An 18,383-nucleotide genomic window follows, 5' to 3' on the forward strand; every position below is an offset into this window, starting at 1 on the left:
GAGCAGTCATGAGCAACGCGCAGACGGACCCCGGAGCGGCGACCGGGGAGAGGGCCCGGCCCGCCCCCACCCTGCGGTCGCGGCGCAGGTCCCTCTTCGCCAGCACGGTCGGCAACGTCCTGGAGTGGTACGAGTGGAGCGCCTACGCGGTGTTCGCGCCCTTCATCGCCACCGTCATGTTCAACCCGTCCGATCCGGTGTCGGCGCTGCTGTCCACGCTGGCCGTCTTCGCCGTCGGCTTCCTCATGCGTCCGCTGGGCGGCATCGTCTTCGGGCGGATCGCCGACCGGCGCGGCCGCAAGTTCGTGCTGGTCACCACCATGCTGATGATGGCCGGCGGCAGCCTGGTCATCGGCCTGATGCCGACGTACTCCTCGATCGGGGCGTGGGCCTCGCTGGTCCTGCTGCTCGCCCGTACGGTCCAGGGGTTCGCCCACGGCGGGGAGTCCGCGACGGCCAACACCTACGTCGCGGAGATCGCGCCCAGCGAGAGGCGCGGCCTGTGGGGAAGCGTCGTGTTCGTGGCGATCTTCGGCGGGTCGGCGCTCGCCTACTCGGTGGGCGGGGCGGTGACGTCCGTGCTGTCCGACGGGGCCGTCGCCGAGTGGGGCTGGCGCGTCCCCTTCCTCTTCGGTGCCTTCCTCGCCCTGGCCGCCCTGTACCTGCGGCGCGGCATGGACGAGAGCGAGGTGTTCTCGGAGGGCGCGTCGGACGGGGAAGCCCGGCCGCTGCCCCGGAGGCAGGTGGTCCGTGCCGTCCTGCTCGTCATCACGATGACCTCGGGGATCACCGCCGCCCACTACACCTGGACCTCGTACGTGTCCACGTACGCCATCACCCGGATGGGGATGGACGCCGGTGTCGCCTACTGGTGTTCGGTGGCGGCGCAGTGCGTCGCCCTGACCACCCTGCCGCTGTGGGGGCTCCTCTCCGACAGGGTCGGCCGCCGTCCGATGATGATCGCGTTCGCGGTCCTGATGATCGCCTTGCAGCTGCCGCTCACCGGTCTGATCGGCCCGGAGGGCTGGACGCTCCTGGTGGCGTCGTCGGTGGCGCTGGCCGTCGTGGCCATCCCCGGGGCGCTCCTGTCGGCCACGATGGCGGAGAGCTTCCCGACGCGGGTGCGCACCCAGGGCATCGGGTTCGCGTACTCCGTCTCGGTCGCCGTCTTCGGCGGCACCGCCCCGTATCTGAACCAGCTCTTCGTCGAGCTGGGCGTGGCCCGGCTCTCCGGTCTCTACATCATGCTGCTGTGCGCGTTCACGGGCGTCGCGTGCTTCCTCATGCGGGAGACCAGGGGCATCCACCTGAAGGACGCCTGACGCGGTTCACGGCGCGGTGGGGGGCAGGGCGAAGCGGAAGGCGCCCGCCCCGCCGCCGAGCTGGAGCCAGAGGTACTCGGGCTGGGTGACGACGCGCAGGGCGAGGGCGGCGCAGCCGGGGCAGCGGGCGGTCAGGCCGGGTTCGGGGCCGTAGACGTGCAGTTGGGCCACGGTCGCGGGACGGCGGCAGGAGGGGCACAGCCGCCAGGCGGTGGTCGGGTCGACGGCGAAGACCTCTCCGAGCGGGCCGGCCAGGGCGTTGCCGTCGAGGTACAGGGGGTGCTCGTTCATGGCGGGGTTCCTCACCGTGCGGCGCGGATGGGTCAGCCGAAGCGTTCGGTACGGATCCGGTCGGGCGCGTGTCCGGCGGCCAGGAGCAGGGCAGCGGCGTGTTCGACGAATCCGGTCGGGCCGCAGACGTAGCAGCGGGCGTCCTTCGGGGACGGCAGGACCGGCAGGTCGGGCTCCGTCATGCGTCCCGGGGGGCGTGCGGAGCCGTCCGGCGCGGTGCGGGTGTAGAGGAGGCGGACGTCCACGACGGCGCCGGCGGCGTCGAGTTCCGCGGCGTACCAGACCTCGTCCGGGGCGCGTACGGAGTGGACGAGGGCGCAGGGGTCGCCGGAGGCGGACGCGAGCCGGGCGCGCAGCATCGCCATCAGGGGCACGATGCCGGAGCCCCCGGCGACCAGCAGGAGCGGGCCGGATTCCTCCGGCGTCCACACGAACCAGCCTCCGAGGGGCCCCTTGACCTCGACCTCGGCGCCCACGGGGAGGTCGTCGGCCAGGTACGGGGAGACCTCGCCGCCGGGCGCCGCCTGGACCCCCAGTTCGATCCTGTCGGTGTCGGCGGGGGCGGCGAGCGAGTAACTCCGTACGGCCTGGTAGCCGTTGTCGGCGGTGAGCCGTACGTCGACGTGCTGGCCCGGCAGGTGTCCGGGCCACCGGGGGACCTCGAACTCCAGGGTGCGGCCGGTCGCGGTCTGCCGCGTCCGCTCCGTGAGGCGGGCCCGGCGCCAGCCGTGCATCAGTCGCTCCAGTAGCGCTGTTCGCGCCAGGGGTCGCCGTAGGAGTGGTAGCCGGCGGACTCCCAGAAGCCCGGTTCGTCGTCCAGGGTGAGAACGAGGCCCTTGACCCACTTGGCCGACTTCCAGAAGTACAGGTGGGGGATGACGAGCCGGGCCGGTCCGCCGTGGTCGGGGGAGAGCGCGTAGCCGTCGAAGGAGTGCGCCAGCCAGGCCTTGCCGTCGGTGACGTCCTCCAGCGGGAGGTTGGTGGTGTAGCCGTCGAAGGACTCGGCGACGACGAAGTCGGCGGCGGTCTCGACCTCGTCGAGGAAGGCGTCGAGGGGGACGCCGCGCCAGCGGGTGTCGAACTTCGACCAGCGGGTCACGCAGTGGATGTCGACGGTGGGCTCCTCCTGCGGGAGCGCCATCATCTCCTCCCACGTCCACGTGCGGCTCTCGCCGGTCTCGCCGGTCACGGTGAACGACCACCGGTCGGTGGGGACGTGCGGGGTGGGTCCCGCGGACAGAACGGGGAACGACTCCGTCGGGTACTGCCCCGGCGGCAGCCGGGACACGAGGTCGCGGGCCTTGCCGCGGAACCCCGGTGACAGCTCGCCCATGGGGTCACTCCTCTCGCTCGAAGTCGGCTTCCGCCCGTTCTTCGTCGCGGTCGGCCTGGGCCCGGGCGTACAGCTCGCGCACGAACCCGCGGGCGTCCTCGGGAGGGATGCCGGGGCCGAGCCGGAGCAGCCGGTCCGTCCAGGGGTCGAGGGGGTCGCCGGGGTCGTTCATGGGGGCCTCCCGGTGGGCCGGGGCCGTCCGCCCGTCCGCCGGTGGCGGACCGCGGGGCGGCCGTCCCCGTGCGTACCGCTCCTTCGTTCTCCTTCCCATGGTCCCCGCCCGCCGTACGGGTGCAACCCGGCGTCCCGGGTCCGGGGCGCCCGCCGGTCAGACCGTGACGAGTCCGAGTTCGGCGCAGCCCCGGCGGAGCGCGTCGGGTCCGAAGGCGGTGACGGGTCCCACGACGCCGGGGGTGGCGCCGGGGCGGGTGGCGAGGCGGTCGGCGGCCCAGGCGAGGAGTTCGCCGGTGAGGCCGTAGGGGTTGGGGCCCTCCAGGTGGACCTCCGCCAGCGGGGCCTCTCCCGGGACGCCCGAGGAGGCGACGGCGACGACGTGGGAGGGGATCCGTGCGCGCAGGGCCGCGTCGGGGCCGCCGGGCGGGCCGGCGAGGAGCGGCCGGGTCAGCGCGTCGGCGATCCTGCCGCCCGCCGGCAGACGGGTGGCGGCGTCGACCAGGCCCGAGTAGAGGGAGATGGGGCGGCTGAGCGGGGGGAACCAGCCGTTGTAGACGGTGACGTCGTCGAGGGAGGGGAACTCCTCCGGCAGGAACAGCACTTCGGTGCCGGAGACGAGGAACGCGGACTTGCGGCGGCCCCGCACGGTGAAGCGGCGGACGCGGGAGGCGGTGCGCTCGTCGACGAGCCGCTGCCGGTGCCGGCGGGGCGAGGGCAGGGTCATGCCGTCGCGCATGGTGGTGCGCGTCCCCCGGCTGATCCCGCGCCAGATGGGGCCGGTGGCGAAGTAGCCGATGTCGACGGCCCGCGCGGTCGGTCCCGCCTGCCGGAGGGCGAGGGCGGCGGCGAGGGCGCCGGGGACGTAGTCGTACCCGAAGGCGGGCAGCATCACCGCGCCGGTCTCCCGGGCGCGCCGGTGGTGCCGGGCGTGCAGGGTGCGGACGAAGCCGACTTCGCCGCTGGAGTCGAGGTAGTGGGCGCCCGCGTCGGCGGCGGCCCGTGCCACGGGAAAGCCGAAGCGTTCGAAGGGGCCGACGGTGGTGATCAGCACGTCGCCGCGCCGCAGGTGTTTCCTCAGGTCGTCGGGGGTGGCGGCGTCGACGACCAGGTGGTCGAGTCCGCCGGAGCGTTCGGCCAGGGCCGCCAGTGCGGCGGGGTCGCGTCCGGCGAGCGTCGGCCCGGCGCCCCTGCGGAGCAGGGCGTCGAGGACGAGGCCGCCGGTGTAGCCGGTGGCGCCGAGCAGGACGACGCGGCCGGTCATCGCTTCCTTCCCAGGAGCGGGTGGGTGCGGGACACGGCCTTGGCGACGAGGGCGAAGGAGCGGGAGGTGTGCGGGGCGTAGATCAGGCGCAGGGTGTCGGGCCTGGTGGGCTTGGAGAGGACGGGCTTGCGGTGGCTGAAGGTGTCGAAGGACGCCTTGCCGTGGTAGGCGCCCGTGCCGGATTCCCCGACGCCGCCGAACGGCAGGTTCGGGACGCCGAGGTGGATCATCGGCGCGTTGAAGACGAGGCCGCCGGAGGAGGTCTTCTCCAGGAGGGCCCGCCGGGCCTCCTTGTCGCGGGTGAACGCGTACAGGGAGAGGGGCTTGTCGCGGGCGTTGACGAAGTCGACGGCCTCGTGGACGTCGCGGACGGTCAGGACCGGGAGGATCGGGCCGAAGATCTCCTCGGTCATGGCGGGGGCCCCGGGCGGCACGTCGATGAGGACGGTGGGGGCGAGGTAGCGCTCCCCCGCGTCGCGGGCGCCTCCGACGAGGAGGTCGCCCTCCGCCGTGAGCCCGCTCAGGCGTTGGAAGTGGCGGTCGCTGACGATGCGCCCGTAGTCGGCGCTGGTGCGGGGGTCGGGGCCGAACATCCGGTGGACGGCCTTCGGCAGCTCGGCCAGCAGGGAGTCGCGGGCGGCGCGGGTGATGAGGACGTAGTCGGGGGCGACGCAGGTCTGGCCGGCGTTGGTGAACTTGCCCCAGGCCAGCCGCTGGGCGGTGACGGCCATGTCGGCGGTCTCGTCGACGAAGACGGGTGACTTGCCGCCGAGTTCGAGCGTGACGGGGGTCAGGTGCTTGGCCGCGGCGGTGGCGACGATGCGGCCGACCGTGCCGTTGCCGGTGTAGAAGATGTGGTCGAAGCGCTGCGCGAGCAGCAGGGTGGTCTCCTCGACCGCTCCTTCGACGACGGCGACGGCGTCCAGGTACCGGGGCAGGAGGTCGGCGAGCAGGGCGCTGGTGGCGGGGGCGAGTTCGCTGGGTTTGACGACGGCCGCGTTGCCGGCGGCCAGGGCGCCGACCAGCGGGTTCAGGGTGAGGGTCACCGGATAGTTCCAGGGCGCGATGATCAGGCAGACGCCGAGGGGTTCGGGGTGGACGCGGGCCGTCGCCGGTTTGATGTTCAGGGGTACGGCGACCCGCCGGGGCCTCATCCAGCGGTCGAGGTGGCGCAGGGCGTGCTCGATCTCGGCCAGGACGCCGCCGATCTCGGTGAGGTGGGACTCGGTGCGCCCCTTGCGCAGGTCGTCGTAGAGGGCTTCCTCGATGGCCGGGACGTGGTCCCTGAGGAGGCGGCGCAGGGCGTGGAGTTGGCGTCGGCGCCAGGCGGCGGGCCGGGTGACGCCGGAGTCGAAGGCGGCCCGGAGCCGTGCGACGGTCTCGGGTATGTCCTGGTCCTGCGGTGTCACGGTTGCGGCGGTGCCGGTCATGGGTGCGGGGCCTTCCGGGCGGGGGCTGTTTCTCGTACGGCGGTCAAGGGGGCGTTTCTCGTACGGGGCGCGTGCTGGGGCGGTTAGCGTCCCGTCGTCGCGGTGACGTCGGCGACGAGGCGTTCGGCGAGGGATTGAGAGGACGGCGGGTTCTGCCCGGTGTAGAGGTTGCGGTCGACGACCACGTACGGCCGCAGGGGCAGCCGGGCCTTGGAGTACTCCGCGCCGCTCTCCCGCAACCGGTCCTCCAACAGCCAGACGGCCTTGCGGCCGAAGCTGTTGAACTTCTCCTCCAGATTCGAAAGACCCGTCATCCGGTAACCGGTGAACGGCCAGGACCCGTCCCCGTTCCTCGCCGCGAACGCCGCCGCCGGCGCGTGACACAGCAGCGCCAGCGGCCTGCCCGACGCCAGGAACCGGGTCAACAGCGCACCGGAGACCGGATCCACCGCCAGATCCTCCATCGGACCGTGCCCACCCGGATAGAACACCACGTCGAAATCGTCCGGATCCATCTCCGCCAGCACCCCGGGACTGTCCAGCCGGTCCCGGATCGACTCCAGATACGCGGCCACCTCACGCAGCCTCCACGGCCACCCGGCCGTCCTCGACATGCTCAACCGGTCCAACGTCGGAACCTTCCCACCCGGCGTCGCCAGAGTGATCTCCCACCCCGCCGCCGAGAAGACCTTGTGGGGCACCGCCAACTCCTCACCCCAGAAACCCGACGGATGCACCTCCCCGTCCCGCAACGTCCACCGGTCAGCCGCCGACACGACGAACAACACCCTGGTCACCACGGACCCTCCTCTGGCCGAAACGGATTCATCGACGTTCCGATGGGCGCATCCACCGATACGCGCACAAAGGGCTCACACCATCATCCGCCCCGGACCGGGCACGGGCGACCGGTCGCGGTCGGTCCCTCAGGTCACCGTGGCCGACATCGTGGCGGCGGCGGGCATCTCCCAGCGCAGCTTTTCCGCTACTTCAGCAGCGAGGAGGACGTCGTCTTCGGCGACCGCGTCCCGCCCACCGCATGGACACCGACGCGGGGCGCTGGAAGCGCATGGCCCGCGTCATCTGCGGCACGCCAGGCCTGCGGGCGCGCCACCTCGAAAAGCACCTGGCCCGGACCGGTGTCCTCGTGCCCGGGGTCGCGTCCCGGATCGACCCCGACGCCCCCGGCGGATCCCCCGCGCCTGACCGGGCGGGCCGCCCGGCCCCTACGCCCCCGCCGCCGCCCCCGTCCGCTCCGCGTCACCGCCCGCCTCCGCCGCGCGGCGCTGCCGCAGTACCGCCGCGAGCATGGTGACCAGGACGCCGACGACCGCCCAGGCCGAGAGGACCAGCAGGGCGGAGGTCATGCCGTTGCCGTGGAAGTACGAGATGGAGCGGGCCGCCCAGGTGCCCGCGCCCGGTGGCAGGGCGGGGCCGATCGCCTCCCAGAACGGCGGCAGCATCGGCGCGGGGAAGGCGCCGCCCGCGCTCGGATTGCCCGCGATGACGACGAGCAGGATCGCCAGGCCGATCCCGATGACGCCGAAGAGCCCCTGGAGGGCGAGCGTGGCGGCGCCCACGGCGAAGATCAGCAGCGCGCCCAGCCCCCACAGCGCCCACACGCTGCCCGGCAGGGCCCCCAGGATCGGTCCGACGATGACCGCGCCGCCGAGGCCCCCGGCGAGCGCGACCAGGGTCATCGTGCCCAGACGGGTCGCCGCGCGGGTCGGGTTGGCCGGGCGGGCTCCGGCGCTGATCGCCAGGATCGACGCGCACAGATAGGCGCCGACGCACCAGCCGATGACCAGGTAGAACGAGGACAGGCCGTTGAAGTCGTGCGGGGAGGCCGGAGCCACGTCCACCGTGCGCACGGTGCGCCCCTGGCTCTTGTCCACGGTGGCGATCAGGGTGCCCAGCGCGAGGGAGAGGGCCCTGCCGCCGCCCGAGGCCACCAGCAGCGTGTCGGTGGTTCCGGCCGGGTTCACCACCAGCGCGCCGTAGATGTCCCGGTTGACGATCTGGTCGCGCGCCGTGCGCTCGTCGGGCAGCGCGCGCGGGTCCAGCGGCGAGCCGGGCAGCCCGTCCAGGCGGGCCACCGTCTGCCCGGCCACGGTCTGCGGCGCCACCACGCCGAGGGCCACGTCCTTGAGCCGGGGCTCGTGCAGCGCGCCCACGTAGGAGGCGACGAAGAGCAGCTGGAGGGCGATCACTCCGATCACCAGCATCGTCGCCCTGGGCGTGACGGCGTCCTTCACCTCGGACAGGGTGCTCTGTTTCATGGCCTCCACGGTCCGGGACGCCGGGTGTCCGCGCAGGCGGGAGACGCCCGAATGGCTGTCGGCGCGCCCGGGGCGCCCCGGTGGCCGGACGCGGGAGGGGAAGCCCCGGCGGCCGGACGCGGGAGCGCCCGTCTGCGACGCAGCCCACACCCCTCAATGTTTACGTTGATTACATTGATGCGCTAATGTGAGTGGTGCACACATCGTAGGCGATCAAGATGGAAGAGAGAATCCGTATGACCAGCGAGCTGTTCTCGCCCCTGCCCCTGCGCTCGGGTCAGAAGCTGAGGAACCGGATCGCGAAGGCGGCCATGGAGGAGAACATGGCCGGGGCCGGCCAGCTCCCCGACGAGCAGCTGTTCACGCTGTACCGGCGCTGGGCCGCCGGCGGCACCGGACTGCTGATCACCGGCAACGTCATGGTCCACGCCGAGGCCCTGACCGGCCCCGGAGGCGTCGTCCTCGACGAGAACGCCCCCCTGGAGCCGTTCATCGCCTGGGCGAAGGCCGCCAAGTCCGGCGGCGGCGCGATATGGATGCAGATCAACCACCCCGGCCGCCAGGTCGCCTCCGACATGCCCGGCGTGGTGTGGGGCCCGACCGACATCGGCGTCAGCCTGGGCAAGCACAGCGGCCGCTTCGGCCGCCCCACCGCCATGACCCCCCGGCAGATCGAGGAGACCGTGACGCGGTACGCGGTGACCGCGCGCCGCGCCGAGGAGGCCGGCTTCGACGGTGTCGAGGTCCACGCCGCCCACGGCTACCTGCTCTCGCAGTTCCTCTCCCCGCTGGTCAACAAGCGCACCGACCAGTGGGGCGGGTCCCTGGAGAACCGGGCCCGGATGCTTCTCGACATCGTCCGCGCGGTCCGCGCCGCCGTCTCCCCCTCCTTCGCCGTCGCGGTCAAGCTGAACTCCGCCGACTTCCAGCGCGGCGGCTTCGACGCGGACGACGCCCGCCAGGTCATCGAGATGCTCGAACCCCTCGGCGTCGACCTGGTCGAGCTCTCCGGCGGCAGTTACGAGAGCCCCGCCATGACCGGTCGCTCCGCCGACAGCCGGACCCAGGCGCGCGAGGCGTACTTCCTCGACCTCGCCAAGGACCTCGTCGGAACCAGCCCGCTGCCGCTCATGCTCACCGGCGGCATCACCCGCCGCGTCACCGCCGAGAAGGTGCTCGACAGCGGCGTGGCCGTCATCGGCATGGGCACCGCCCTCGCCGTCACCCCCGACCTGCCCGACCGCTGGCGCAAGGGCCGCGAGGCCGACCGGCAGATACGGCGGGTGACCTGGTCCGACAAGGCCCTCGCCTCCGCCGCGAGCATGGCCCAGGTGCGCCACCAGATGCGCCGCCTCGCCCGGGGGAGCAGCCCCCGGCCCGGCACCCACCCGGCGATCGCCCTGGTCTCCGAACAGCGCAAGCAGCGCAAGGCCCTGCGCGGTTACCGCGCCTGGCTGGCCGGGCCCCGGAAGGCCGCCTGAACGACCCCGCCCCCGCGGTTGACACCGTAAACATGGCCTCTTACCGTCATGTATATGCCGCTTACATCAGAGTGAGGAACCCCCATGTCTTCGAACCAGCCCCTGTCCTCGGACCAGCCCCTGTCCTCCGGCCCGAAGGACACCGTCAAGGTCGACCTCGGAGGCCGCGAGGTCACCGTCCCCAAGGGCGGCCTGTACGACCGCTACCGGATGGCCCCCGACCTGGACGCGATCGCCCGCGACCCCCGCGTCAGCGGCGTGGACTTCTTCCGGAAGATGCCGAAGATCAAGGTCGACTCCCCGATCGGCCCCACGCTCACCCCGAACTTCTACTACGCCATCTCGACCGCCCGGCTCACGATGATCGCGCCGTCCCGCGCGATCCGCGCCCGGCTTCCCGAGGAGCTCTCCCCGCTGGAGGTCGCGCCCGGGCTCGGCCTGATCTCGGTCATGTTCTTCCGCTACGACGTGGCCGACATCGACTTCTACACCGAGGCCGCCGTCGGCATCGCCGTCAAGCCCGCCCGGCACGGCGGGCTCGGCTTCTTCGACCTCGTCTCGGGCCTGAAGAACGAGCACCTGCACTCCTACGTCCTGTCCCTGCCGGTGAACTCGGAGATCGCGCAGGTCCGCGGCCACGACGGCTACGGCTTCCCCAAGTGGGTCACCGACCTCGACGTCGCCATCGACCACCACCGGACGACCGCGCGGGTCGCCAACGGCTCCGGCGGGGTCGACCTGGCGCTCCTGGCGAACACGCCGAAGCAGACCGCCCACCCGAGCGGCGAGCGGGTCGGGTCGCTCACCTCGTACACGACGATCGACGGCGCCTGGCACTCCACCCTGAACCAGACCAACGTGCTGAACGCCGGGACGACCCGCAGCACCGGCGGCATCACCCTCCAGCTCGGCGAGGGCCGCATGTCCGACGACCTGCGCTCGCTCAAGCCGAAGCGGACCATCCAGTTCGACGTGATGACCGAGGGCCAGGCCGCCCTGCACATGCCGGTGCCCACCTCGGTCCACAGCCGCAGCAAGTAACAGCAGAGGAGCCCCGCCATGGCCACCACCCACGCCGCCCCGACGACCGTCCGCGGCCCGAGCCTCCCCCTGTCCCTCACCCCCGACTTCCTCCAGCGGCTGACCACCCGGGTCTCGGCCGCGCCGAACGCCGCCCGGGTCACCACCAGCGCCCCCTACACCGGCGTGCCCCTGGCCGACCTCCCGGTCTCCACCCCCGGAGACGTCGAGGCCGCGTTCGTCCGCGCCCGCGCCGCGCAGAAGTCCTGGGCCGCCACGCCGATCACGGAGCGCAAGCGGATCCTGCTGCGCTACCACGACCTGGTCCTCGCCCGTCAGGACGAGGCGCTGGACCTGATGCAGGCCGAGAACGGCAAGACCCGGCGCGACGCGTTCCTCGAAGTGGTCGACATCGGCATCGTCTCCCGCTACTACGCGCGCAACGCCGCCAAGTACCTGAGCCCCAAGCGGCGCAAGGGCGCGATCCCGCTGCTCACCCACACCACCGAGCTGCGCCACCCCAAGGGCGTGGTCACCGTCATCTCGCCGTGGAACTACCCGCTGAGCATGGCCGCCAGCGACACCATCGCCGCCCTGCTGGCCGGCAACGCCGTCGTGCAGAAGCCCGACACCCAGACCGCGCTCACCGCCCTGTGGTCGATGGACCTGATGTACGAGGCGGGCCTGCCCGAGGGCGTGTGGCAGATGGTGATCGGCCGGGGCAGCTCCATCGGCGGCGCGCTGATGGACAACGCCGACTACATGATGTTCACCGGCTCCACCGCCACCGGACGCCAGATCGCGAGCGACGCCGGCCGGCGCCTGATCGGCGCCTCCCTCGAACTCGGCGGCAAGAACGCCATGATCGTCCTGGACGACGCCGACATCGAGAAGGCCGCCGACGGCGCGGTGGCCGCCTGCTTCCCCTCCGCCGGGCAGCTGTGCGTCTCCATCGAGCGCCTGTACGTGGCCGAGTCCGTCCGGGACGAGTTCGTCGCCGCGTTCACCGCCCGCACCGAGAAGCTCAGGATCGGCGCGGCGTACGACTACAGCGTCGACGTCGGCAGCCTGACCACCCCGGCCCAGCTCAAGACGGTCACCGAGCACGTCGACGACGCCGTGGCCAAGGGCGCCACCGTCCTGGCCGGCGGGAAGGCGCGGCCCGACCTCGGCCCGCTCTTCTACGAGCCGACGATCCTCACCGGCGTCACGCCCGACATGACGCTGCACTCGCACGAGACCTTCGGGCCCGTGGTCTCCGTCTACACCTACCGGGACGTCGACGACGCGGTCGCGCAGGCGAACGCCACGGCCTACGGGCTCAACGCCAGCGTCTGGTCGCGGAACGGCGCCCGGGGCCGGGCCGTCGCCGCCCGCGTCCACGCCGGGACCGTCAACGTCAACGAGGCCTTCGCCGCCGCCTGGGGAAGCGTCGACGCCCCGATGGGCGGCATGGGCGACTCCGGGCTCGGCCGCCGCCACGGCGCCGACGGCATCCTCAAGTACACCGAACCCCAGACCGTCGCCCACCAGCGCGTCCAGGGCTTCACCCCGCCGGCCCGCGTCAGCCCCGAGACCTGGGCCGCCCTCCTGACCGGAGCGCTCAAGGTCCTCAAGGCGGCCGGCGTCCGCTGAACGGCGGGCGGCGTGCGGCGGCGGCCCCGGTCGGGCCGCACCGCGAAGGGAGGGCGGCCCGTGCACGGCACAGGCTCGCCCCCTCCGCCCGGTCCCCCGGAGCCGGGTTCACGGGTTCGTGGTGTTCCGCGTCCCGGCCAGCCAGGCGCGGTAGCGGCGCAGGGCCCTGCGCTGCTTGCGCCGTTCGGAGAGCAGGGCGAGCAGCGGGCTGGTGCCCGGCCTGGTGTCGCGGCCCCGGGCCAGGCGGCGCATCTGGTGGCGCACCCTGGCCATGCTCGCGACGGCGGCGAGGGCCTTGTCGGACCAGGTCACCGGCTCCATCAGGCGGTCGGCCTCGCGGTGGTTCCGCCACCGTTCGGGCAGGTCGGGGGTGAGGGTGAGGGCGGTGCCCATGCCGACGACCGCCACGCCGTTGTAGAGGACCCGTTCGGCGGTGACGCGGCGGGTGATGCCGCCGGTGAGCATGAGGGGCAGCGGGCTGGTTCCGACGAGGTCCTTGGCGAGGTCGAGGAAGTACGCCTCCCGGGCCCGGGTGCTGTCGTCGGCGGGGCGGCCGGTCATGGCGGGGCTCTCGTAGCTGCCGCCGGAGAGCTCGACCAGGTCGACGCCGAGGGGTTCGAGCATTCCGATGACCTGGCGGGCGTCGTCCGTGTCGAAGCCGCCGCGCTGGAAGTCGGCGGAGTTCAGCTTGACGGCCACCGCGAAGGACGGCGGGACGGCACTGCGGACGGCGTGGACGACGTGAAGGAGCATCCGGGCCCGGTTCTCCAGGGACCCGCCCCATTGGTCGGTGCGCTTGTTGACCAGCGGGGAGAGGAACTGCGAGAGCAGGTACCCGTGGGCGGCGTGGATCTCCACGCCGTCGAAGCCCGCCCTCTCCGCGCGATGGGCCGTGACGGCGAACCGCGTCACGGTCTCCTCGATCTGCCGGGGGGTCATGGCGGTGGGGCGGCCGAAGCGGCCGCTGTGCCGGCCCAGGCTGACGCCGACGTCGGACGGGCCCCACACCACGCCGGGCATTCCGGAGGCGACCTGGCGGCCCGGATGGTTGAGCTGCATCCACATCACGGCGCCGCCGGACTTGCCGGCCTCCGCCCACGCGGCGAAGGGCTTCAGGGGCGAGTGCTCGTCGAGCACGACGCCGGAGGGGGCGGTGAGCGCCTCGGCGTGGACCATGACGTTGCCGGTGATCAGCAGCCCGGCGCCGCCGGCGGCCCAGCGCCGGTACAGCGTGAGCGTCCGTTCGTCGGGAAGCTGGCCGGCCCCGGCCATGTTCTCCTCCATGGCCGCTTTGGCGATCCGGTTGCGCAGTACCTGACCGGAGCGGAGAAGCAGGGGTGAGAACAGCTCGGTGGTCATCCCGGTTTCCTCTTCCTTTTCGATCACTTACGATGTATACGACGTTCACATTAGAGAGGAAATGTGAACAGTGTGAACATTAAGGATGTGTGACCCATGGCACAGACCGGCACGTACCATCACGGCGACCTGCGCGCCGCCTGCCTGCGCGCCGCGCGCGAACTCCTGGAGGAGGACGGCAGCGCGGGCCTGTCGCTGCGCGCGGTCGCCCGCCGCGCCGGGGTGTCGGCCACCGCCCCCTACCGCCACTACGCCGACCGCGACGCGCTCGTCTCCGCCGTGGCCGCCGAGGGGTACCGCGAGCTCGCCGAGCACCTGGCCGGGGCCCACCCCTCGCCCTCGACGCCCGACGAACTCGCCGCGGTGGCCGTCGCCTACGTGCGGTTCGCGCTGGAGCACCCGGCCCTGTTCCGGGCGATGTTCGCCGAGCCCTGCGACCCGACCAGCGCGGAGCGGGTCGCCGCGACCGCCGCGATCTCCGAGTACGTCCGGGGCATCGTCCGGGCCACCTTCCCGGACGTGGACGCGGAAGCCCTGTCGACCACGGTGTGGGCCCTGGTCCACGGCCTGGCCTTCCTGCACCTCGACGGCAAGCTCGACACCTCCACCCCCGAGGTGGTCGCCGCCCAGGTCACCGCCGCCGTCCACGCGCTGTTCCAGGCCTCCCCCGCGATGTCCTCCGAGACGGCGGCCGTCGCACCGGCGGCGGTCTGAGCCGACGGCACAGGACCGGTCCCGGGGCCGTGCTCAGCGGTAGGTGAGCAGGCGGCGCCCGTCGCCGGCGAAATGGGCGTGCTCGTTGAAGGTCAGCAGAGTGGTTCCGGACGCCCCCACCGCGAGGGTGGTGACGGAGGCGTTGACGGTCACGCGGTGGAGGGCGGCGATCCCCTCCCCGGGCAGGGAGAGCAGCGCACCGCACAGTGCGGCGAGCACGCCGCCCGAGGTGACGACGACCGCGTCGCGCCCCCGGCCGAGCGCGGCGGGCAGCTCGGCGAGGCCGGCCGCGACGCGCCCGGAGAACGCGGCCCACGTCTCGCCGCCGGTCGTACCGGGGCCCCGCGTCCATGCCAGCAGGGCGTGGTCGAGCCGGTCCTGCTCCGAGGCGGTCCGCCCGGACGCGGGGGCGTAACGGGCGAGCAGGCCGAGGTGGTCGTACTCGTTCCAGCGCGGGTCCTGGTGGAGCGGTCCCCCGAATCCGGCCGCGTCCGCGAGGAGACGGGCCGTGTCGCGCTGGCGGACCAGGGTGCCCGAGACGAGATGCGGGTCGCGCAGGCCCCGGCGGGCGAGTTCCCGGCCGACGGCGGCGGCCTGGGCGCGGCCGGGGCCGGACAGGACGTCGTAGTCCTCCGCCCCGGCGGAGGCCTGTCCGTGGCGGACGAGGCAGATGAGCGGCATGGCGGTGCCTTCCCTCCTTCTTTCGAGCAATGCTCGGTAACAGGGCCGGAGACGTGCCGGACGGGACGGGCCCGGGGACGTCAGGGGTGCTCGGCGGTGAAGCGGTCCATGATCCGCTCCAGGCCGTTCACGAGCAGGTCGACCAGGTCGGCGGGGGTGACGACCTCGTCGGTGGCGCCGAGGGCCATCTCCTCCGCCATGGCCAGCCAGCCGCGGACGGCCAGCCGGTGCAGCGGCGTGGGGTCGTGGACCCCGGCGGCGTCCAGGACCCGGTCGGTCAGGACGCGCCGGTTGTCCTCGAAGACCTCCAGGACCCGTTCGTCGCCGCCGGCCGCGGCCCGCACCACGGCCACGTAGTTGTCCTTGCGCCGCCGGACGAACGACACGAAGCCTTCGACGATCCCGCGCACCCGCTGCGCCGGAGTGCCCTCCTCCGGCGCCTCGGCGTGCAGCAGCAGACGGTCTCCGGCGGCCCGCACGACCGCGACGTAGTAGTCCCGCTTGGTCGGGAAGTAGTGGAAGAGCAGCCCGCGCGAGATGCCCGCCTCGGCGGCCACCTCGTCGATGGACATCTCGTGGATGGGACGGGTGGTGAGCAGGCGCAGGCCGATGTGGATCAGCTGCGTCCGGCGCTCTTCCGGCTTCAGCCGCACGCGGGTGGGCGCGGTCTTCGCGGTCACGGTCACTCACCCTAGGCTGCTGAGCAATGCTCGACAAGGGTTTGCGGGCACTCATGTTGACGCTGCACACTCCGGCTCGCGGCTTGACGCTGCACACTCCGGCTCGCGGCGCGGCTATCCCTGTTCGCCGCCGCCGGGGGACTCGTCGCGCAGCCGCCGGGAGCGCAGGACCAGGAGCATCTCGAACCGGCGGTCGGGGTCGTCGAGCACGTCGCCCCACAGTTCGCGGATCTGCCGCAGGCGGTAGCGGGCCGTCTGGGGGTGCACGCCGAGGCGGTGGGCGACCTCCGGGGCCCCGCCGGAGGTCTCGATCCAGGCGAGCAGCGTGTCGGCGAGACGCCGCGCCTGGGCGGGGGCGACGTCGTTCAGGGGGGTCAGACAGCGCGCGGCCGCCGCGTCGACGAGCTCCCGGGAGGGAAGCAGAAGCAGTTCCTCGACGCGGTCCGTGCAGTGGTGCAGCCCGTCGTGGGGCAGGAGGCCGTCCTCGACCAGCCGGACGGCGGTCTCCGCCCAGCGCAGGGACTCCACCGCGGCGGCGAGCGGCACCGTCGGCCCGATCGCGCCGGACCATCCGGCCGTGGCCCGCCGGACGTGATCGGCGCGGCCCGCGACGTCCGGGTCCGGGACGACCACGCGGGGCTGCTCGCTCTCCATGTCGAGGAGGACGCCCCGGCCGAGGGCGGGGGCGACGGCCTCGCGCGCGGGCCGGATCAGGACGCCCACCGCGACGGTGGCCGGCAGTTCCCAGCCGATGCGCGCGGCGCGCTCCCCGAGGGTCTGGGCGGGATCGGGGTGCCGGCTCGAAAGGAGCCGGTCGATCAGCCTCCGCTGCAGGCGCAGGCGCTCCCCCTCCTGCCGGGCCATGGCCTCGGCGTAGCCGCGTACCGACTGCTCGACCAGGCCGTCCAGGTACTTGAAGCCGGCCTCGGCGAGTTCGTACATGGCGGGTGCGGCGATGTCGACCTGCTGGCCGATCTCGGCGAACCGCCGCCAGGCGAGCCGGACGCCGAGGCGGTAGACGGCCTGGAGCGAATCGTGGCTGCGTCCCCTGAGCCCCTCCGCCCGGCCGAACTCCTGGAAGACCTCGTCGGCCACGCGCGGATCGGCCTCCCCGGACAGCAGCTGCTGGACAAAGCCTTCGATGGCGCGCCGGATCCCGACGAGGGACTTCGGCTCGCCCGGCACCTCCTCCGCGGGGCGCAGCCGGGGGAACTCGTGGCGGATCGCGCGGAGGATCTCCCCCGCGAGCTCCGCCGACTCCGACAGCACGATGGCGGCGAAGCGGTCGACCTTGGGCGGGGGCACGTCCCCCCAGACGATTCGGGTCATCGGCTCGCCGGGGCCGTGTCATAGGTGACCAGCGGCACGTTGGGCTGCTCGGGCACGGCGTCGAGCACGGCCACGATCCCGAAGGCGGCGCCCACGGCGAGCACCGCGGCGATCACGACGGTTCCTGTTGCGGCGATCAGTCTGCTCATTGTGTCGGGTCAGCTCCTCGTCGGAGGCGTCCCCACCCCGGCCCCCACAGCCGACGGACAGTGTTGACAGGACATTGACATCGCGTCAAGTGCTGCCTAGCGTCGTCGGCCACAAGGGCTTGACCGGGCCCTGAGGTCCGTGCGTCTCCGTGCGAGTTGTCCCACCAGGAGTCCCGGATGCGCCGTACCGCTTCACCCTTGTCCCTGTTCCTGCTCGGAGCGGGGGTGTTCCTGCTGGTCCTGGCCCCCCTGCTGGTGTCCCACGTCCTGCCGGAGGCCAAGCGCACCCCGCTCGACGTCGACACGACGACCGTCTTCACGGGCAGCGGCAGCTACTTCGACACCAAAGCGCTGAAAACGCTGCACGACCGGCCGCTCACCGTCACGCGGCAGGTCCGCGGCGACGTCGCCGAGGGCGTGAGGAGCGGCAACGCCGTCTGGGACGTGTCCACGTCGGTCGACATCGACGCCACCCTGCCGGCCTCCGACACCCGGGACTCCCTCCAGTGGACCGTGGAGCGGTGGGTGACGGACCGGCGCACCAACGAGCCGGCGCACTGCTGCGGCGAGTCGCCCGTCTTCGACGGCGAGGCCTACCTGAAGTTCCCCTTCGACGTCGAGAGGCGCGACTACCGCTGGTGGGACGGCACGCTCGGCGCCGTCGTACCGCTCCGCTACACGGGCCCCGGCACGGTGCGGGGCCACGAGGGGCTGCGCTTCACCGGCAGCGTCCCGCCCACCCGGACCGGCGTGCGCCAGGTGCCGGGCAGGCTGGTGGGCCTCCCGGACCGGCCGCAGGTGCTCGCCGAGGAGTGGTACGCCAACGGCGGCATCGAGCTGATCGTGGACCGGCCCACCGGGCGGATCCTCTACGCGGCGATCGGACCCCGGAAGACCCTGCGCGCGCCCGAGTCCGACAAGGACGCCGTCGTGCTGCTGTCCAGCGGGAAGCTCGCGTTCACCGAGGCCACCCAGCGGCAGCAGGTGAGCCTCGCGGCGGCGGACGGCGGCAAGCTGCGGCTGCTCGGCGACACCCTTCCCCTGGGAGCGGGCGTGCTCGGAGCGGTACTCGCGCTGATCGGCGGAATTCTGGTGGCGCGGGGGCGAAATGTCCCAACCGCGCGCGACTGACGCTCACTTGGCAACACATCGCCCCGTCTGAGCGGCGGCCAAGTTGTCATACCGGTGAGTAGCCCTGCGTGGATCACCTGCCGAAGACTGTCGTCCCCAACCAAGCACGACCTC

18 protein-coding genes and 1 pseudogene are annotated in these 18,383 nt (G+C 72.8%); 6 read left to right on the forward strand and 13 right to left on the reverse strand.

The features are described 5' to 3' along the window. The first annotated feature begins 8 nt into the window (after positions 1 to 8). Positions 9 to 1,322 carry an MFS transporter gene (locus ACIQVI_RS20095; RefSeq protein WP_403597548.1) on the forward strand — a complete coding sequence of 438 codons (1,314 nt, stop codon included), beginning with the start codon at positions 9 to 11 and terminating at the stop codon, positions 1,320 to 1,322. Positions 1,323 to 1,328: 6 nt separating this feature from the next. On the opposite strand, the gene ACIQVI_RS20100 is transcribed toward ACIQVI_RS20095, so the two are convergent. From ACIQVI_RS20100 to ACIQVI_RS20135, 8 genes are all read right to left on the reverse strand, one after another. Further along, a complete protein-coding gene (locus tag ACIQVI_RS20100; RefSeq protein WP_351971531.1) occupies positions 1,329 to 1,613 on the reverse strand; it encodes a DUF6510 family protein in 285 nt (94 codons plus the stop codon). Positions 1,614 to 1,645: 32 nt separating this feature from the next. Beyond that, complete coding sequence (locus ACIQVI_RS20105) at positions 1,646 to 2,347, reverse strand: FAD-binding oxidoreductase (protein ID WP_403597552.1); 702 nt, start codon at positions 2,345 to 2,347, stop codon at positions 1,646 to 1,648. Next, entirely contained in the window at positions 2,347 to 2,946 is a 600-nt protein-coding gene (locus ACIQVI_RS20110) for a sulfite oxidase-like oxidoreductase (RefSeq protein ID WP_351971529.1), read from the reverse strand. Before ACIQVI_RS20110 ends, ACIQVI_RS20105 begins: the two co-directional genes overlap by 1 nt. 4 nt (positions 2,947 to 2,950) lie before the next feature. Then, on the reverse strand, positions 2,951 to 3,118 hold the full coding sequence (locus tag ACIQVI_RS20115; RefSeq protein WP_351971528.1) for a hypothetical protein: 168 nt from the start codon (positions 3,116 to 3,118) through the stop codon (positions 2,951 to 2,953). A 156-nt stretch (positions 3,119 to 3,274) separates the two neighbouring features. Beyond that, a complete protein-coding gene (locus tag ACIQVI_RS20120) occupies positions 3,275 to 4,381 on the reverse strand; it encodes a saccharopine dehydrogenase family protein (protein ID WP_403597557.1) in 1,107 nt (368 codons plus the stop codon). Next, complete coding sequence (locus ACIQVI_RS20125; RefSeq protein ID WP_403597560.1) at positions 4,378 to 5,811, reverse strand: aldehyde dehydrogenase family protein; 1,434 nt, start codon at positions 5,809 to 5,811, stop codon at positions 4,378 to 4,380. The genes ACIQVI_RS20120 and ACIQVI_RS20125 overlap by 4 nt, the downstream gene beginning before the upstream one ends. Positions 5,812 to 5,894: 83 nt before the next feature. Continuing rightward, positions 5,895 to 6,608, reverse strand: coding sequence for a type 1 glutamine amidotransferase domain-containing protein (locus ACIQVI_RS20130; protein ID WP_403598714.1), 714 nt, complete (start codon positions 6,606 to 6,608; stop codon positions 5,895 to 5,897). Positions 6,609 to 7,037: 429 nt separating this feature from the next. Continuing rightward, positions 7,038 to 8,090, reverse strand: coding sequence for a DUF3533 domain-containing protein (locus tag ACIQVI_RS20135; protein ID WP_403597562.1), 1,053 nt, complete (start codon positions 8,088 to 8,090; stop codon positions 7,038 to 7,040). Positions 8,091 to 8,326: 236 nt separating this feature from the next. Between ACIQVI_RS20135 and ACIQVI_RS20140 the strand changes: the two genes are divergently transcribed. The 3 genes from ACIQVI_RS20140 (at position 8,327) to ACIQVI_RS20150 (ending at position 12,226) form a co-directional block, all read left to right on the forward strand. Then, positions 8,327 to 9,571 carry an NADH:flavin oxidoreductase/NADH oxidase family protein gene (locus tag ACIQVI_RS20140; protein ID WP_403597565.1) on the forward strand — a complete coding sequence of 415 codons (1,245 nt, stop codon included), beginning with the start codon at positions 8,327 to 8,329 and terminating at the stop codon, positions 9,569 to 9,571. 84 nt (positions 9,572 to 9,655) lie between these two features. Continuing rightward, positions 9,656 to 10,612, forward strand: a complete 957-nt coding sequence (locus ACIQVI_RS20145) for an acetoacetate decarboxylase family protein (RefSeq protein ID WP_403597568.1) — start codon at positions 9,656 to 9,658, stop codon at positions 10,610 to 10,612. Positions 10,613 to 10,630: 18 nt separating this feature from the next. Further along, complete coding sequence (locus ACIQVI_RS20150) at positions 10,631 to 12,226, forward strand: succinic semialdehyde dehydrogenase (RefSeq protein ID WP_403597571.1); 1,596 nt, start codon at positions 10,631 to 10,633, stop codon at positions 12,224 to 12,226. A 108-nt stretch (positions 12,227 to 12,334) separates the two neighbouring features. Here ACIQVI_RS20150 and ACIQVI_RS20155 read toward each other — a convergent pair whose 3' ends face one another. Continuing rightward, entirely contained in the window at positions 12,335 to 13,585 is a 1,251-nt protein-coding gene (locus ACIQVI_RS20155) for an NADH:flavin oxidoreductase/NADH oxidase family protein (protein ID WP_403597574.1), read from the reverse strand. A gap of 96 nt (positions 13,586 to 13,681) precedes the next feature. On the opposite strand from ACIQVI_RS20155, the gene ACIQVI_RS20160 reads away from it, so the two are divergent. Then, on the forward strand, positions 13,682 to 14,299 hold the full coding sequence (locus ACIQVI_RS20160) for a TetR/AcrR family transcriptional regulator (protein WP_403597577.1): 618 nt from the start codon (positions 13,682 to 13,684) through the stop codon (positions 14,297 to 14,299). A gap of 33 nt (positions 14,300 to 14,332) precedes the next feature. Here the strand turns inward: ACIQVI_RS20160 and ACIQVI_RS20165 are convergent, their stop codons facing one another. The 4 genes from ACIQVI_RS20165 to ACIQVI_RS20180 all read right to left on the reverse strand — a co-directional run bounded on the left by ACIQVI_RS20165 (position 14,333) and on the right by ACIQVI_RS20180 (position 17,138). Beyond that, positions 14,333 to 14,980, reverse strand: a complete 648-nt coding sequence (locus ACIQVI_RS20165; protein ID WP_403597580.1) for a histidine phosphatase family protein — start codon at positions 14,978 to 14,980, stop codon at positions 14,333 to 14,335. A gap of 80 nt (positions 14,981 to 15,060) precedes the next feature. Then, positions 15,061 to 15,660: a TetR/AcrR family transcriptional regulator gene (locus ACIQVI_RS20170; protein WP_403597583.1), complete on the reverse strand. Its 600-nt coding sequence runs from the start codon at positions 15,658 to 15,660 to the stop codon at positions 15,061 to 15,063. A gap of 114 nt (positions 15,661 to 15,774) precedes the next feature. After that, a complete protein-coding gene (locus tag ACIQVI_RS20175; protein WP_351972234.1) occupies positions 15,775 to 16,989 on the reverse strand; it encodes a helix-turn-helix domain-containing protein in 1,215 nt (404 codons plus the stop codon). Further along, positions 16,986 to 17,138 carry a hypothetical protein gene (locus ACIQVI_RS20180; protein WP_167345333.1) on the reverse strand — a complete coding sequence of 51 codons (153 nt, stop codon included), beginning with the start codon at positions 17,136 to 17,138 and terminating at the stop codon, positions 16,986 to 16,988. The genes ACIQVI_RS20175 and ACIQVI_RS20180 overlap by 4 nt, the downstream gene beginning before the upstream one ends. A gap of 177 nt (positions 17,139 to 17,315) precedes the next feature. Between ACIQVI_RS20180 and ACIQVI_RS20185 the strand changes: the two are divergent. Beyond that, a pseudogene (locus ACIQVI_RS20185) lies at positions 17,316 to 18,300 on the forward strand (DUF3068 domain-containing protein). Positions 18,301 to 18,383: the final 83 nt, after the last annotated feature.

The organism is Streptomyces sp. NPDC098101, assembly GCF_044760185.1.
Classification (GTDB): Bacteria; Actinomycetota; Actinomycetes; order Streptomycetales; family Streptomycetaceae; genus Streptomyces.